This is a genomic window from Emticicia aquatilis (assembly GCF_014644295.1).
Classification (GTDB): Bacteria; Bacteroidota; Bacteroidia; order Cytophagales; family Spirosomataceae; genus Emticicia; species Emticicia aquatilis.
On the sequence record NZ_BMKK01000005.1, the window covers coordinates 536,970 to 552,835 of the forward strand.

Genomic DNA, 15,866 nt, shown 5'->3' on the forward strand with positions numbered 1-15,866 from the left:
TCCTTCCTGATTTCTCAAGAAGGCTTCTCAATTTCTTTGTACGTTGTAAGTTATACTTTCAACGCAGCCTGTAATTCTTCCATAGGAACCATTTCTTCCTTGAAAGTGTAAGCACCAGTTTTTGGTGATTTCACAGCTTTGATAACTTTCGCAAAGTTTTTACCTGCGGTTTTATCACGGAGCGTTGCAACTACTTTCTTTGCCATTTTTAATTTGATTTTAGATGCGAGAAAAACTCACATTCATTTCTTTAAAATTACTTAATTTCTTTGTGGATAGTGTGAGCTTTCAAAAATGGATTATATTTTTTCAACTCCAAACGTCCAGTTGTATTCTTACGGTTTTTTGTCGTTACGTAACGAGACATACCTGCTACACCGCTTGTTTTTTGTACAGTACATTCTAAGATTACTTGTACACGATTGCCTTTCTTAGCCATTGTTTTATCTATTTAATGTATTGACTTTTATTGATAAGCAATCAAATCAAGCCAAAATGATATTTTAAAGAATAAATTTTCAATTTAAAATGCTGAGACTTTTTAGCTAAGTGCCTGTCTGTCTTGCATTTGGGGTTGCAAAGATACAAAATTGTGTTTTGTTTTTCAAAAATCTTTTAAAAGTTTTTTGATTAATTGTTAGATTTATCATCGTGAAGCACCAAACACGCTGTTTCGGTGGTTTTGGGAGCCAACTTAAATCCTAATTTTTGGATACTTTCTTGCACTTTCGATACTTCTTTCGGAAAATCAGTCACCCAAATAATGCTTGTGTCAGCGGTTTCACTCTCATTTATTACGGGCATATCAACCACTTTCGTATCCCAAAGTAGTTTTAGGAAGTCTTTCAGCGGCATATCCATTCCTACTTTATTGTCGGTTAGCGTTACTTCTTTATTGGTTGTAAGGGCATAGACCTTACGAATACGATTCTCGGTTTTTGCTTTCAAACCAAAAACATCCTCCAAATTCTTCATGCCGATTTCTCCCAACCGATGTTTCATTGACTCAGGCACTTTGATAATTAGGCAATACTGCTGTTTTTCCTCCAATAAGTATTTGGTTTGCTCCGAAACCTCCAAACACGCTCGGTCAGTAGGGTTTGGGCGAGTAGTTTGATAAAGCACTTGGTACATCAGTGGTACTGTGCAATTAATAAATTCGTACTCGAAATCTGATTTTTTATTGATTTGTGGCTGTATGCCTTCTTTATGTGCCGAAACGGCCACTTTATAAAAACTTTTATCTTCTGCCAGCCCAACGCTCATAGCCGTGACACTTTCGGTTTTTGTAGCAAACTCGGCTTTGGTTTTTACGGCTAATATTGCCCCACTTTTTGCCAAATAAATTACGTCTTCAGTTACTTCTTCGGGCGATGTAATAGCTTTGATGTAGCCCTGCGGGTCGATGATAATCGTATGAGGCATCAGTTGATGGTAAAATAACTGATTGATTGATTTGTTGGCATCAATCGCAATCGGCATCGAGGTTGGACGTTTTTTTAGGAAATTCACAACTTTCCAACGTTCTTCGTCAGTTACGTTGATAACTTCTAAATCGGTCGGAAATTTTTTCTGTAAAGTAGCCAAATGGTCCATCGCAGGAAAACACGGCCCACAGTAAGTTGCCCAAAACTCCAAAATGACTACTTTTCCACGATAGTCTTTGATATTTTTCTTGGTTGTACCTTCTTTAGTGAGAATATTTATATCGAAATCAGGTACTAATGAGCCTAACTGAATCGATTCTGAAACCGCTCCCTCTTGTGCATAAGTACGCACCGCAAATGCACATACAATACTGACGATGGTTAAAATCCTTCTCATTATGTTTTGATTACGATTAAAATCTATGCAAAATTAAGCCTTTATTCGGAGTTTTTTATAAAAAATAATAGCCGACTTGATACTAAAATTCAAAAAACTGGCAATTTTTTGAACAAATTTGGGCAAAAATCCTGCCACGGAATAGAAATTGGTCTTCTTGAAAACCGCCCTATCAATCAAGATATTTTTATGCGTGCATACTATTTTTCAAGAAATTTGGATTAATTTCGCCATTATCTATCAACTAAAAAACCAAGATGAAAAATACACAAGTAAAACTTATTGCTCGACCTGTGGGAGCTCCAACGGCCGATTGTTGGGAAATTATCGAAACAGAAACACCCGAATTGGCTGAAAATCAGATTCTTATTCAGAACCAATATTTGTCAATCGACCCTGCGATGCGTGGCTGGATGAACGAAGGGAAATCATATATCAGACCCGTAAAAATCGGTGAAGTGATGCGTGCCTTAGGTGCGGGTGTTGTGGTAGAATCGAAACACGCTGATTTTAAGGCGGGTGATTTTGTAACCGCTGGAACGGGTGTGCAGGAATATGCAATTTTGGATGGAAAAGAAGCTGTAAAAGTTGACCCAAGTTTTGTGCCATTGCCTGCGTATCTCGGCACTCTGGGAATGTCGGGCTTAACTGGCTATTTTGGATTATTGGATACTGGTCAGCCAAAAGAAGGAGAAACGGTGGTAGTTTCGGGAGCGGCAGGTGCAGTGGGAAGTGTAGTTGGACAGATTGCTAAAATAAAAGGCTGTCGAGTGGTGGGAATTGCTGGAGGAGCCGATAAATGCAAATATGTGGTGGAAGAATTAGGTTTTGATGCGTGTGTAGATTATAAAGTAGGAAATTTAAGAAATCAACTCAAAGAAGCGTGTCCAGCAGGTGTTGATGTTTATTTTGATAATGTCGGTGGAGAAATTTTGGATACTGTGCTGACTTTGATAAATCTTCGTGCAAGAATCGTGATTTGTGGAGCGATTTCGCAGTATAACGCAACCGAAAAACCTGTTGGGCCAAGTAATTATCTATCGCTTTTGGTGAATCGTGCAAGAATGGAAGGAATTGTGGTGTTTGATAATGCCGCTAATTATGGAAAAGCGGTAAAAGAAATGGCGGGTTGGATTGCCCAAGGAAAACTTAACTCGAAGGTTTATGTGGCCGAAGGTGGCGTGCGAGCTTTCCCTGAAACATTGATGAAATTATTTAAAGGAGAAAATACGGGTAAGTTGGTTTTGAAAGTTTAAGTGAGTCGATGGTCGGTAGTCGATGGTCGATAGCTTTTTATATTGCTGTCTATGTTGTCTCATGCTGAAAATATTGATGCTTTAATCGAACGCATCGCCTTGTGCCAGTCACGAGGTGATGCGTTTTTTCCTATTGGAATTTTTCCTTCGTATCGACACAACAAATATTTATTTTATCGACGCCCCGATACCAATATTTTTTATACGGCCACTATTGTATTCATTCTAAATCAGGTAAAAGGCAAAGTTTCGGCAAAATCTCAAACGATTATTGAACACATTACGGCAAGAGCTATTAAAAATTATCCCGATTTTCAGAATAAAGATGGTTTAAAAACTTATAATTTCTGGAAAACAAAACCTTCAAAACACTTTCCGAATGGCAGCATCTTCAAGCATTTTGACCATTTCAGAATCCCCGATGATATTGATGATACAGCATTAGTTTACCTGACTTTACCATATTCAACAGAAGATACTTTGTGGTTGAAGGAGAAAGTGAAACAACATACCCACCCCCCCGCCCCTAAAGGGGAGCTAAATGAGAGCCAGATGGGTGTTTACTCCACATGGTTTGGAAAAAATATGCCTATTGAGCATGATGTTTGTGCGTTGTGCAATTTGATGTATTTGTTTGAAAAACATCAGTTACCACACAATGAATATGACGAAACTGTCTTTGCTTTTTTAGGAGAAGTTATTTTAGAAGAAAAATATATTACTGATGCTTTTGAAGTAGCACATAATTATGCTACAACTCCACTGATTATTTATCACTATGCTCGACTTTTGGGTGATTTCGAGATACCACAATTAGAGGTTTGTCGAGAAAAGTTGATTAATAAAATCAAACAACTTCTTGATAATGAGTTGGATACGATGAATCGGGTGATTTTAGAAACGTCTTTAATGAAGTTAGATAAAAATCAAAGACTAACCAGAACTCAGAACCGCACGGCGGACCGTTCAGAATTCAGAACTGCACGGCGGACTGGTCAAAACTCATTCACCTATTTCATTGCAGGACTTTTGAGTTCTTATAAAAACCCGATTCTATACTTCTTTGCACCCTTTAAAATTACTCAAATGGAATGGGAATGTGAAGCTCATGAGTTGGCACTTATCGTGGAGCGAACCTCCGAGTTCGCTGTAAAAATCAATAATGCGAACTCGGAGGTTCGCTCCACAGATTAGATTCTCATCGGAATACCTTTTTCTTTTAGGTAAGTTTTTAATTCTGGAATCCCTATTTCTTTAAAGTGAAAAATACTTGCGGCTAAACCTGCATCGGCCTTTCCTGCGGTGAAAACATCATAGAAATGTTCCACCGAACCAGCTCCACCCGAAGCAATGATTGGAATATTTGAATTGTCGGAGATTTCGGCAGTTAACTCTAAGGCAAAACCCGCTTTTGTACCATCCGTATCCATCGAAGTCAATAGTATTTCTCCTGCACCACGGTCTTCTACTTCCTTTGCCCAAGCTATTGTTCTTAGTTCGGTTGGTTTTCTACCTCCGTGTGTGTGAACAATATGTTCGTAGCCATTGGCTTGTTCAATATATCGAGTATCAATCGCCACAACAATACATTGTGAGCCAAATTCAAGAGCTAACTCATTGATTAATTGAGGATTACGCACTGCCGAAGAATTAATGGAAACTTTATCCGCTCCAGCATTTAAGAGCTTAGAAACATCAGCAACCGACCCAATTCCCCCACCTACACAAAACGGAATATTGATAGTGTGAGCCACTCTACGTACTAAATCGAGTAGTGTTTTGCGTTCTTCAACGGTGGCAGTAATGTCGAGAAATACTAATTCATCTGCTCCTTGGCGGGCATATTCGGCACCGAGTTCTACGGGGTCGCCCGCATCACGAAGATTTACGAAATTAGTACCTTTGACGGTACGGCCATCTTTTATATCTAAACAAGGTATGATTCTTTTTGTAAGCATAGTTTCAAAGGTTCGGAAACCGTATGATTATTTTTCGTTATAAATATTGGGTCGGGCAATTTGCATCATTATATCGGGGTTATCCAAAGGAGTAAAACCGAATTGTGCATAAAGTCCGTGGGCATCACGAGTGGCAAGCATCCATCGGCGAAGTCCTTGTAAATCAGGTTGTTGTGTGATACATTCCATCAGCCATTTTGAAATACCTTTGCCCCTTTCGCTCTCTAAAACAAAAACATCGGCCAAGTAAGCAAAAGTAGCATAGTCAGAAATGATTCGGGCATAGCCTACTTGATTTTCTGATTTATAAATACCAAAAGTTGTTGAATGTTCGGCGGCACGTTTCACGATTTCCATCGGGATATTGGGCGACCAATAGCTCGTCGATAAAAAGCCATGAATTGCATCGAATTGTAATTTGGTTTTATCGGTGCTAATTGTGTATTCGTCTTTTTGGTATTCGTAAATCATAATTATGGAACGCTGATTTTATTGTCACTTCAACAAAGTCAAGGTTAGATGCAACTCCGATACAAACCTGCCCTACAAGAATCTCTTTTCTATCTCTTTCAAAGTAACACGTCCTTCATAGATGGCTTTGCCGACGATTACGCCAAAGATATTGAGTTCGGCTAAATCTTCTAAATCTTGCATTGAACTCACGCCTCCGCTTGCAATTACTTGTAAATCAGGGAATTGAGCTTGCATTTTCTTGTATAAATCAGCTGAAGGGCCTTGAAGAAGTCCATCTTTGGCTACATCAGTGCTGATAGTATATTTTACGCCTTTGGCAATCCATTCGCCCACAAAATCATATACCCAAACTCCCGAGTCTTCTTCCCAGCCACTTACTGCGATTTTTTCGTTACGGGCATCTGCTCCCAAGATAATGGCTTCGCTGCCAAATCTTTTGAGCCATTCTTCAAATAATTCTGGATTTTTAACTGCTATACTTCCGCCTGTGATTTGCTTTGCACCACAGTCAAAGGCCAAACGAATATCGTCATCCGATTGCACACCTCCGCCAAAATCAATGTGAAGATTAGTTTTTGATGCGATGGTTTCGAGAACCTTAGCGTTGGTAATTTTTTTATTTTTCGCTCCATCTAAATCAACCAAATGTAAGCGTTTGATGCCCGCATCTTCAAACATTTTGGCTACTTCGAGCGGATTTTCGTTGTAAGTTTTTTTCTGAGAATAATCACCTTGTGTAAGCCTTACGCATTTACCGTCGATGATGTCAATGGCTGGAATGATTTGAAACATAGTGGTAGTCAACAGTCAATAGTCCGCAGTCAACAGATTTGATAGTCAATATTTTGCTGTACTAAAGATGCTATTGTAGTTTAATTAAATTATTCAAAAAAATAAGCCAAGCCTTATCATTTCTTGGCGTTCTATGATTGATTCAGGATGATTTAAGTCCAGAATTTTAATGGTTGCAGCTCCTATATCAGTGATTGCTTCTAACAGACCTATTTCATCAATTGAGAAATGCTCATTCCAAATATCAGTTCTTGGATTAAAAAATCTGACTAAATTATCAGTATTTCCCAAAAAAGTAGCAATATCAGAGCCTTTATTTAAGTTACAAATTTGACAACTATATGCTAAATTTTCGGGAGAGGTTTTACCGCCATGCTTTACACTTATAATATGGTCTATGTGAAAAGCAAAAAAGGAGTTTTGAGCATCAACCCTACAATACTCACATTTATAAGAAGCTCTGTTAGCAACGAAATCTCGAAGTATGTCGGAAATATAACGACTCATGCAGCTTGTTTGCGGCTTTGAATACGAATCTTGGCTAAACGGATGAGCCTCTCTAAAACGATGTAATGGTCAAGTTCATCCTTTTCCTTATGTTCCAATTCTCCAACCTTAGATTTTTCAATCAAATCTTCCAGACGAGCTTGCATTTCTTCATTAGCTTTCAAAGCCATGACCTTTGCTGGGTCAAGAGATGCTATCAAATCTGCTATTTGGTCGTAAGCATTATATATGGTCATAATCTGTATGATTTTTTACAAAGATAAACTTTTTCTCATAAAACATACCGTCTATCAAATCTCCAAGAAATTCTTAAAAATCTGTTCGCCTACATCACCGCTGATTTCGGAGTGAAATTGTGCCGCAAAGAAATTATCTCGCTGTAACATCGCCGAATATTCCAAAATATAATCCGTTTTGGCTACTGTATAATCGCAAAGCGGAGCATAATATCCGTGGTTATAATAGACATATTCACTTTCACGCAAACCTTTCAAAAGCGGATTTGGCTGCTCGGCTACAATGTTATTCCAACCAGTCTGTGGGACTTTAAATCCTTTTACTCTCGGAAATTTTAAGATTGGAATATCAAAAACTCCCAAACATTCAGTGTTATTTTCTTCCGATGATTGGCAGAGAAGTTGCATTCCGACGCAAGTTCCCAAAAATGGTTGTTTGAGCGTTGGAATCACTTTATCGAGACCATTTTCTCTCAAGCTTTTCATGGCGGTTGAAGCTTCGCCTACACCTGGGAAAATAATTCGTTCGGCAGAGCGAATCACTTCGGCATTATCAGAAAGCTCATAGCTTGCACCGATACGCTCAAGGGCATACATGACCGACTGTACGTTGCCTGCGTTATATTTGATAATTACGACTTTCAAAATTGAATGAGTGAATGAGTGAATGATTGGATGAGTGCCGCAGTGGAGCTGAATATTAAGTCAATTCCACACTTTCTTAACATTTTACAAATCTAAACTTATCAGTAGATAAAACTCTACTTTTATTAAAAAAGCAATATTTTATCTTGTTTTAATTTAATTATTTATCAATAATTTAAAATATTCTATCATTCTATCATCCTATCATTGAGGCATTAGTTATCTTGCAGCGAAATTTCACCACCCCAAAAATGAATTGGCTGACTCTTTTTTCTAATAAACGACTCGGTGCCGAACACCGCAACGCCCACGAACATTTCCGCACTGACTATATGCGAGATTACGACCGATTGATTTTTTCGTCGCAGTTTCGCCGCTTACAAAATAAGACTCAAGTTTTTCCATTACCTGGGGCAGTTTTTGTGCATAACCGCTTGACTCACAGCTTGGAGGTTGCTTCGGTTGGACGTTCGCTCGGTAAAGCAATTGGAGAAAGAATTGTGGCAAAATATGAAAATGAGCTGAATCAAGAAGCTATTGAATTTTATAAATTTGAGCTTTCGGCGGTGGTCATGACGGCCTGTATTGCTCACGATATTGGTAATCCTCCTTTCGGACATTCAGGCGAAGAAGCGATTCGTACTTATTTTAGAGAACTGGAGGGTGAAAAACTCAAATTTCTGACTGAGAATCTGACCGAAAACCAATTCAACGATTTCAAATGGTTTGAGGGAAATGCCAATGCGTTTAGGATTCTGACAACGATTTTCAATCAAAGTAATCTGAATCTAACTTACGCAACTTTGGCCTCAATCATTAAATATCCTGCCGATTCGACGAGTGGTTTTAAGAAGAAAAGTTTTATTTCGGCAAAGAAATCGGGCTTTTTTGATGCCGAAAGTGAGTTTTATCAACGCATTGCTACCGAGCTGAATATCAATGCTTTGAATGAAGAGAAAACAGTTTTTGCTCGTCATCCTTTTGTGTTTTTGGTAGAGGCGGCCGATGACATTTGTTACCGAATCATCGACCTCGAAGATGCTCACCGACTAAATATTATTTCGATTCAAGAAGCAAGAGATTTGCTCGAACCTTTCTTTGAAAACCAAGAAGGTAAAAAGTCTATCAAAGAAAAAGTTGATACGATTGAAGACGATAAGCAGAAACTTTCTTTTCTGCGAGCAATGCTCATCGGGAAATTGGTAGGAAAATGCACCGAAATTTTCTTTGAATATGAAGCCCAACTACTCGACGGCTCGCTCAATAAGCCTTTGATTGACCTTTTAGATGAAAAAACCACCTCTTTAATCAAAAAAATCGACGAAATTTCTGTCAAGAAAATTTATAACGACAAGTCAGTCATTGAAATCGAAATTGCAGGTTATCATATCATTGGTGGATTGCTGAAAGAGTTTGTTTCGGCGGTTTTGCAGCCGGAAACTGCCAAATCAAGAAAATTATTGCAGTTGATTCCGAGTCAATATGGTATTACGAAAGGCGGAGATGTTTATCAGAATATCCTTGCGGTAGTTGATTTTATATCGGGAATGACCGATTTGTTTGCCATTGACCTTTATCGAAAAATTACAGGGATTCAGATTCCGCAGTTGTAAGGTAGTCTGAGATATTTGGCTCATTAAAAAAATTGAAGCGGGGTCGCCCGTGCGATTAAGGATAGAAGATTGTTGATTTTAGAAAATTCATCATAAATCTATAATTTGTAATCTTTAATCTTCAATATTCATTAGCTATGCCACCCTTAGTTCGCCAATTTAAGAAATTAAGGAACTTCAAAACCGAAAAAAACTGTTGTTTTTACATTAAGTACCCTCACCCCCGCCTCTCCCGCAGGAGAGGAGCTATTTTTTGAAATCAATGAAGCAAACCAAAGACCCTTACGCAGCCCTCCGTTTTCCCGAATTTAGATATTTCATCTCGGCTCAGTTTCTGTTTACGGTTGCAGTTTTGGTACAAGAAGTTGTTATAAGTTTTTATTTGTACGAAATCACCCACGACCCACTTTCTTTGGGTTTAATCGGACTTTTTGAAGCAATTCCGTATATTTCTTTGGCACTTTTTGGTGGATATTTTGCCGACCGAGGCGATAAAAAACGCATCATTCAGATTTGTTATGGCGTAATTGTGCTGTGTTCGTTCCTGCTACTTTGGGTTACTTATCCGTCGGCCAATCATTCGTTTGATGTCTCTCAAATCAAATTTGTTGTCTATCTAACTGTTTTTATATTGGGCATTGCTCGTGGGTTTTATGGTCCATCGTGGTCTTCGCTCAAACCTTTTTTGGTTCCAGCCGAACACTATCCTAACTCTGCTTCGTGGAGCAGTCAGTTTTGGCAATCGGGTATGATTTTGGGGCCAGCATCGGCTGGTTTTTTATATAGTTGGTTGGGCCTGACCAATACACTTATTTTGGTAATAGTTTTATTTGCCATTGCTTTTGTTTTGGTGAGCTTGATTTCTAAAAAACCTATTCAGCAGTCGGCTACTCATCAAAATGTCTTCCAGAGTTTGAAAGAAGGAATCGACTTTGTGCGTAAAAACCGAATCTTATTTTATGCCATTTTACTTGATATGTTTTCGGTGCTTTTTGGCGGAGTGATTGCTATTTTGCCAGTTTTTGCCAAAGATGTGTTGCACGTCGGAGCTGAGGGATTAGGCATTTTAAGAGCAGCTCCAGGCGTTGGAGCAGTACTAACAATGCTCGGAACAGCCTACTTCCCACCAACTCGCCAAGCATGGCGAAATATGCTCATCGGCGTAGCTGGTTTTGGAGTAGCAACGATAGTTTTTGCACTTTCTACCAATTTTTGGCTGTCGGCAGGAGCTTTATTCTTAACTGGGGCTTTCGATAGTATCAGTGTAATTGTGCGTCAGACCATCTTGCAAGTGCTTCCGCCCGACGAAATGCGTGGGCGTGTGAGTGGCGTAAACGGTATTTTTGTGAGCTGCTCAAACGAACTCGGTGCTTTTGAATCTGGTGTAGCGGCAAAGCTTTTGGGAGCTGTACCTTCAGTGCTTTTTGGTGGCGTGATGACACTCGTTTTTGCGACTATCATTTTCTTCCGTTCGGGCGACCTCTTTGATGTGAAATTGGAGAAGAAAGCATAGTTAGAAGTCCATAGTTAACTGTCCGCAGTCAACAGATATTTAAAGATTTTTTTGCAACTATTGGTAGCTTGAAAACAAAATTTTACATTTGCTAAGACGAAAACCTATTTGCATGATTCGACTTTTAGCTGTTGTAAATGATTTTTTTAAGAATAAATCCATCAAAATTGCTTTGTTGGCGTTTTTTGTTTTTTCAGAAACTATATCTTTCGCCCAAAATCGACCACGAACGGATATTAATTTAGATGAATTTATTCAGCGAGTTTTTCCTGTTCAGCAAGAAAACATTAATTACGAAGACCTCTACGAATCGCTTTATCAGCTTTATCAAAACCCACTTAATCTAAACACAACCACTGCCGAAGATTTAGCTTCGCTTTATGTACTTTCGCAGATTCAAATAAAAAGTATCCTCGACCATCGAGAGCAAAATGGTGATTTTCTGAGTATTTACGAACTCCAAGCCGTACAGAATCTTGATTTAGAGACAATCAATAAACTGCTGCCTTTTGTTGATATAAAGTATAAGTTTTCGGTCGGAGATTTAAAAAATCGACTAACTAATGCTACTGACCATTATTTTGTATTGCGAAATAGCCAAGTTTTAGAAAAATCAAGGGGTTTTGAAGAAGGAAAATACCTTGGTTCGCCACAACATCTCTACGCCCGCTATCGCCTGAGCCACCCGAAAGACTTTCAAGTAGGTTTTATTGTAGAAAAAGACGCTGGCGAAAAAAACTACCTCGATTTCTACACATTTCATTTTCAACTTCGTAATAAAGGTAAACTCAAAAACTTAGTTTTGGGCGATTATCAAGCACAATTCGGGCAGGGCTTAATCATGTCAGCAGGTTTTTCGTTGGGAAAAAGTAGCGAAGCAATTGCTACCACTCGTCGCAGCAATTTGGGAGTTCGTCCTTACGGTTCGTTGCTCGAAGGAGGCTATTTTAGAGGAACAGCCGCCACTTATCAATTTGGCAAAATCGACTTAACAGGATTTTATTCATACACCAAACGAGATGCCAACATCAGCGATGATAGTGGCGAACGAGAAGATTATTTCAGCTCGGTCTTAACAGGAGGCTACCACCGAACCGAAACCGAATTGGCTCGAAAAAATCAATTAACTGAGCAAAATATTGGCGTAAATGCTACTTTTTCGTTCAGAAATGGGCAAATTGGAGCAACTTTACTCAACACTCAATTTGACGCTACGCTTCAACGGAGTCCGACTTTGTATAATAAATTTGAGTTTTCTGGGAAACAAAACTTGGTTATCGGCACAAACTTTACTTATACTTGGCAAAACTTCAATTTCTTTGGCGAAGCGGCTCGCTCAAGTAGTGGTGGAATCGGAGCGATTGGTGGTTTTGTAGCAGCCCTTAGTCGACAAGTTGAATGGGCAGTAAATGTCAGAAATTTCGATAAAAATTTTCATAGTTTTTATGCCAACGGGCTGAGTGAAGGAAGCAGAAATATTAACGAGCGAGGCATATACTGGGGACTGAAATATTCCCCAAAGAAAAGCTTGACCTTCAGTGCTTTCTATGACCGTTTTCAGTTTCCGTGGCTCAGATATTTGGTCGATGCTCCTTCGGGTGGTTTCGATTATTTACTCCGAATGACTTATCAGCCAAATAAAAAAGCCTTGTTTTATGTGCAATATCACGAAGAACACAAAGGTAAAAATCTTCCGAACAATGCGTCTGTGACTGATGTTGTCGTAAACGTAATGCGACAAAGTATTCTGGCAAATTTTGAATATTCGGTTAATCGAGTTTTCAAGACCCAAACCCGTGTGCAGTTGAATACTTATCAATACGAAACTCGCTCACAATCAAAAGGTTATGCAATTATGCAAGACCTCGAAGGCTCAATACGAAAACTACAACTCAAAGGCAGAATTGCTTATTATAATACAGATGATTATGATTCCAGAATCTATGTCTACGAAAATGATGTGCTTTATGCAGTTTCGTTGCCAGCGTATTCGGGCAAGGGCATTCGTACGTATCTGATTGCTCGTTATGGCCTCACTCGAAATCTTGATTTGTGGGTACGTTATGCTCGTACACAACTCAGTAATGTAAGCACAATTGGAAGTGGGACGGATTTAATCAATTCCCCGCACCGCAGCGAAGTGAAAGCACAGATTAGGTATTCGTTTTAGTACGATACAATTTATAAAATTGTGCTACTTCTGATGAAATTCTACTAAACCACTAATTGGGGTTTCTAATATCCTTCCAATTTTAATGCCTTGACTATTAGCTACTTTTGTCAATAATTCTTTATAGTAAAAAGCCACCGAACCCACAAAATTCATGTTGGTTTCGTGGCACATTGGGTATTTCAGAATGTATTTTTGAAAGAATTGCAGGAAGCAATTTTCTACTAAATTGCTGCAAAAATCCTCATTAAGATTATCAAACAAAAACCTTGAAAACGAAGCAAAATAACGATTCGGAAAAGGTTTGTGATAAGCATTTTCGAGAACTGTCAGTCTATCCATTGCTCCGTATTGTGTTTCAAACTTTGTTCCGATTTCGAGAGGCATTTCTTTGTGTAAATAGCTCAACAATAGGCTTTTGCCCAAATGGCCACCACTGCCTTCATCACCTAACCAAAAACCCAATGGTGGCACTTGAAAACTCGTTTTTTCACCATCAAAATAAATGGAATTTGAACCCGTACCCAAAATACAAGCAATACCCGCTGTTTTTCCGCACGCTGCACGTGCTGCACCGACCACATCGCTTTGAGCTTCGATTTGTTTGCAAGTTGGAAAAACTTTCAAAATAGCTTCCTTAATTACCCCCGCTTTTTCTTCATTGGTTACACCTGTTCCATAATAAAAAACTTGTGTTACTTCCTTCGTGCAGAGCGGCAAAAGATTAACTTTTAATTCGTTGGCAATCGAATCGGCATCTTGGTAATATGGGTTGAAACCTACGGTTTGAGTTTGGGCAATTACTTCATTTTGGTCTAAAATTCGCCAATCGGTTTTGGTTGAGCCGCTATCTGCAATCAGAATCATGTAGAATATTGTTTTGTTGATGATTTAGGTCGTAAATATCAGAAATGTAGGACAGGTTTGCAACCTGTCAGTGCGTAGAAATAGTTTTTAGCTCATTCCCTGATTTTGACAAGTTAGAAACTTGTCCTACATGAAAACATAACATTTTTAATTTTTTATTTCATTAATTCAATAAATTCTTGCGTTAAATGGATACTTCCCAACTTTAAACTTAAAAAATAGTTAAATTCGCAACATAGCAACATCACCACTTACAGAATCATGGCAGAAGCGACTGAAAAACCATTAAATTTTATTGAACAAATTATCGAAGATGACCTCGCAGCAGGCAAAAATGATGGTCGAGTTTTGACCCGTTTCCCTCCTGAGCCAAACGGCTACTTGCACATTGGTCATGCTAAATCTATCTGTTTGAATTTTGGAGTTGCCCAGCGATACGGTGGAAAAACAAACCTTCGATTTGATGATACAAACCCAGTAACCGAAGAAACAGAATACGTTGAGTCTATCAAGGCCGATGTAAAATGGCTCGGTTTCGATTGGGCTGAGGAACTATATGCTTCTGATTATTTCGACCAACTTTACGAATTTGCCATAAAACTTATCAAAAAAGGCTTGGCTTATGTCGATGATAGTACATCGGAAGAAATGGCGGCCATGAAAGGTACACCAACCGTTGCGGGTATCAATAGTCCCTACCGTGAACGAACAATCGAAGAAAATCTTGATTTGTTTGTGCGTATGAAAAACGGCGAATTTGCCGAAGGAACAAGAGTTTTGAGAGCCAAAATCAATATGGCCTCTACAAATATGCTCATGCGTGACCCTATCATTTATCGCATAAAATTTGCCACGCATCACCGTACAGGAGATAAATGGTGTATTTATCCGATGTATGATTTTGCACACGGTCAGTCTGATTCGATTGAGCAAATTACGCATTCAATCTGTACTTTAGAGTTTGTTCCTCACCGTGAGCTTTATGATTGGTGTATCGAAAGTTTGGAGATTTTCCCTTCAAAGCAATACGAATTTGCTCGTTTGAATCTTTCTTACGCCATTACCAGTAAGCGTAAATTATTACAACTCGTCAACGAAAACTTCGTAACAGGTTGGGACGACCCACGTATGCCTACAATTTCGGGAATGCGTCGTCGTGGATACACGCCCGAAGCGATTCGTGAGTTCTGCGACCGTATCGGTATTGCCAAACGTGATAATTTGATTGATGTAAGTTTATTAGAATTCTGTGTTCGTGAACACCTCAATAAAGTAGCTACTCGTGTGATGGCCGTACTTGACCCAATCAAAGTAGTGATTACGAACTATCCTGAAGGAAAAGTTGAGGAATTGACTGCCGAAAATAATCCCGAAGACCACGAAAGTGGTTCGAGAATTATGCCATTTAGCCGTGAAATTTTGATTGAAAAAGAAGATTTCATGGAAAATCCAACGAAAAAATACTTCCGTTTGGGGCCTGGCTTAATGGTTCGTCTGAAACACGCCTATATTATTAAGTGTGATGATGTAGTAAAAGATGAAAACGGCGAAATCATTGAACTTCACTGCTCATACATCGAAAATTCACGAAGCGGAAACGATACTTCGGGCATTAATGTAAAAGGAACAATTCACTGGGTATCAGAAGCACAAGCCGTTGATGCTGAAGTAAGACTCTACGACCGATTATTTAAGGTAGAAGACCCAAGTCGTGAAGATGGCGATTTTAAAGAATATCTCAATCCAGAGTCGTTGCAAGTGATAACGGCAAAAGTTGAGCCTGCACTCAAAAATGCAACGCTCGGCACACCGTATCAGTTTTTGCGTAAAGGATATTTCTGCTTAGACCCAGATTCAACCACTGACAAATTGGTTTTCAACAAAACAGTTGGTTTGAAAGATACTTGGGCTAAAGAAGCGGGCAAATAATATTTCAGATTAAACTATCCGAAACCTGCAAAGTCTAATACTCGTGGCTTTGCAGGTTTCTTAGTTTATGAAAGATATTTTC

The 15,866-nt window shown here is 38.9% G+C and carries 16 protein-coding genes; 6 read left to right on the forward strand and 10 right to left on the reverse strand.

The annotated features are described in order from the left end of the window. Positions 1 to 50: 50 nt before the first annotated feature. The 3 genes from IEX65_RS14915 to IEX65_RS14925 all read right to left on the reverse strand — a co-directional run bounded on the left by IEX65_RS14915 (position 51) and on the right by IEX65_RS14925 (position 1,824). Positions 51 to 206 carry a DUF4295 domain-containing protein gene (locus IEX65_RS14915; protein WP_188766879.1) on the reverse strand — a complete coding sequence of 52 codons (156 nt, stop codon included), beginning with the start codon at positions 204 to 206 and terminating at the stop codon, positions 51 to 53. A gap of 50 nt (positions 207 to 256) precedes the next feature. Continuing rightward, positions 257 to 439 (reverse strand): 50S ribosomal protein L33, encoded by a 183-nt coding sequence (rpmG, locus tag IEX65_RS14920; protein WP_188766880.1) that lies wholly within the window; start codon positions 437 to 439, stop codon positions 257 to 259. A gap of 191 nt (positions 440 to 630) precedes the next feature. Next, positions 631 to 1,824, reverse strand: a complete 1,194-nt coding sequence (locus IEX65_RS14925) for a TlpA disulfide reductase family protein (RefSeq protein ID WP_188766881.1) — start codon at positions 1,822 to 1,824, stop codon at positions 631 to 633. Between the two features lie 257 nt (positions 1,825 to 2,081). On the opposite strand from IEX65_RS14925, the gene IEX65_RS14930 reads away from it, so the two are divergent. Then, positions 2,082 to 3,080, forward strand: a complete 999-nt coding sequence (locus IEX65_RS14930; protein ID WP_188766882.1) for an NADP-dependent oxidoreductase — start codon at positions 2,082 to 2,084, stop codon at positions 3,078 to 3,080. 51 nt (positions 3,081 to 3,131) lie between these two features. Next, on the forward strand, positions 3,132 to 4,274 hold the full coding sequence (locus tag IEX65_RS14935) for a hypothetical protein (protein ID WP_188766883.1): 1,143 nt from the start codon (positions 3,132 to 3,134) through the stop codon (positions 4,272 to 4,274). Here IEX65_RS14935 and hisF read toward each other — a convergent pair. The 6 genes from hisF to hisH form a co-directional block, all read right to left on the reverse strand. Further along, complete coding sequence (gene hisF / locus IEX65_RS14940; RefSeq protein ID WP_188766884.1) at positions 4,271 to 5,038, reverse strand: imidazole glycerol phosphate synthase subunit HisF; 768 nt, start codon at positions 5,036 to 5,038, stop codon at positions 4,271 to 4,273. The genes IEX65_RS14935 and hisF overlap by 4 nt on opposite strands. 27 nt (positions 5,039 to 5,065) lie before the next feature. Further along, positions 5,066 to 5,509: a GNAT family N-acetyltransferase gene (locus IEX65_RS14945; RefSeq protein WP_188766885.1), complete on the reverse strand. Its 444-nt coding sequence runs from the start codon at positions 5,507 to 5,509 to the stop codon at positions 5,066 to 5,068. A 72-nt stretch (positions 5,510 to 5,581) separates the two neighbouring features. Continuing rightward, a complete protein-coding gene (hisA, locus tag IEX65_RS14950; protein WP_188766886.1) occupies positions 5,582 to 6,304 on the reverse strand; it encodes a 1-(5-phosphoribosyl)-5-[(5-phosphoribosylamino)methylideneamino]imidazole-4-carboxamide isomerase in 723 nt (240 codons plus the stop codon). 93 nt (positions 6,305 to 6,397) lie between these two features. After that, positions 6,398 to 6,811, reverse strand: coding sequence for an HNH endonuclease (locus tag IEX65_RS14955; RefSeq protein ID WP_188766887.1), 414 nt, complete (start codon positions 6,809 to 6,811; stop codon positions 6,398 to 6,400). After that, entirely contained in the window at positions 6,808 to 7,047 is a 240-nt protein-coding gene (locus IEX65_RS14960) for a hypothetical protein (RefSeq protein WP_188766888.1), read from the reverse strand. Before IEX65_RS14960 ends, IEX65_RS14955 begins: the two co-directional genes overlap by 4 nt. Before the next feature lie 54 nt (positions 7,048 to 7,101). Beyond that, positions 7,102 to 7,692, reverse strand: a complete 591-nt coding sequence (gene hisH / locus IEX65_RS14965; protein ID WP_188766889.1) for an imidazole glycerol phosphate synthase subunit HisH — start codon at positions 7,690 to 7,692, stop codon at positions 7,102 to 7,104. Positions 7,693 to 7,943: 251 nt separating this feature from the next. On the opposite strand from hisH, the gene IEX65_RS14970 reads away from it, so the two are divergent. The 3 genes from IEX65_RS14970 to IEX65_RS14980 all read left to right on the forward strand — a co-directional run bounded on the left by IEX65_RS14970 (position 7,944) and on the right by IEX65_RS14980 (position 12,988). Then, a complete protein-coding gene (locus IEX65_RS14970) occupies positions 7,944 to 9,305 on the forward strand; it encodes a deoxyguanosinetriphosphate triphosphohydrolase (RefSeq protein ID WP_188766890.1) in 1,362 nt (453 codons plus the stop codon). 262 nt (positions 9,306 to 9,567) lie between these two features. Then, positions 9,568 to 10,818 (forward strand): MFS transporter, encoded by a 1,251-nt coding sequence (locus tag IEX65_RS14975; RefSeq protein ID WP_188766891.1) that lies wholly within the window; start codon positions 9,568 to 9,570, stop codon positions 10,816 to 10,818. A 112-nt stretch (positions 10,819 to 10,930) separates the two neighbouring features. Beyond that, positions 10,931 to 12,988, forward strand: coding sequence for a ComEA family DNA-binding protein (locus IEX65_RS14980; protein WP_188766892.1), 2,058 nt, complete (start codon positions 10,931 to 10,933; stop codon positions 12,986 to 12,988). A gap of 24 nt (positions 12,989 to 13,012) precedes the next feature. Here the strand turns inward: IEX65_RS14980 and IEX65_RS14985 are convergent, their stop codons facing one another. After that, the gene (locus IEX65_RS14985) at positions 13,013 to 13,855 is read right to left on the reverse strand and encodes an N-acetylglucosamine kinase (RefSeq protein WP_188766893.1); all 843 of its coding nucleotides are present in this window, start codon (positions 13,853 to 13,855) and stop codon (positions 13,013 to 13,015) included. Positions 13,856 to 14,116: 261 nt separating this feature from the next. Here IEX65_RS14985 and IEX65_RS14990 point away from each other — a divergent pair, with 261 nt between their 5' ends. Further along, on the forward strand, positions 14,117 to 15,784 hold the full coding sequence (locus IEX65_RS14990) for a glutamine--tRNA ligase/YqeY domain fusion protein (protein WP_188766894.1): 1,668 nt from the start codon (positions 14,117 to 14,119) through the stop codon (positions 15,782 to 15,784). Positions 15,785 to 15,866: the final 82 nt, after the last annotated feature.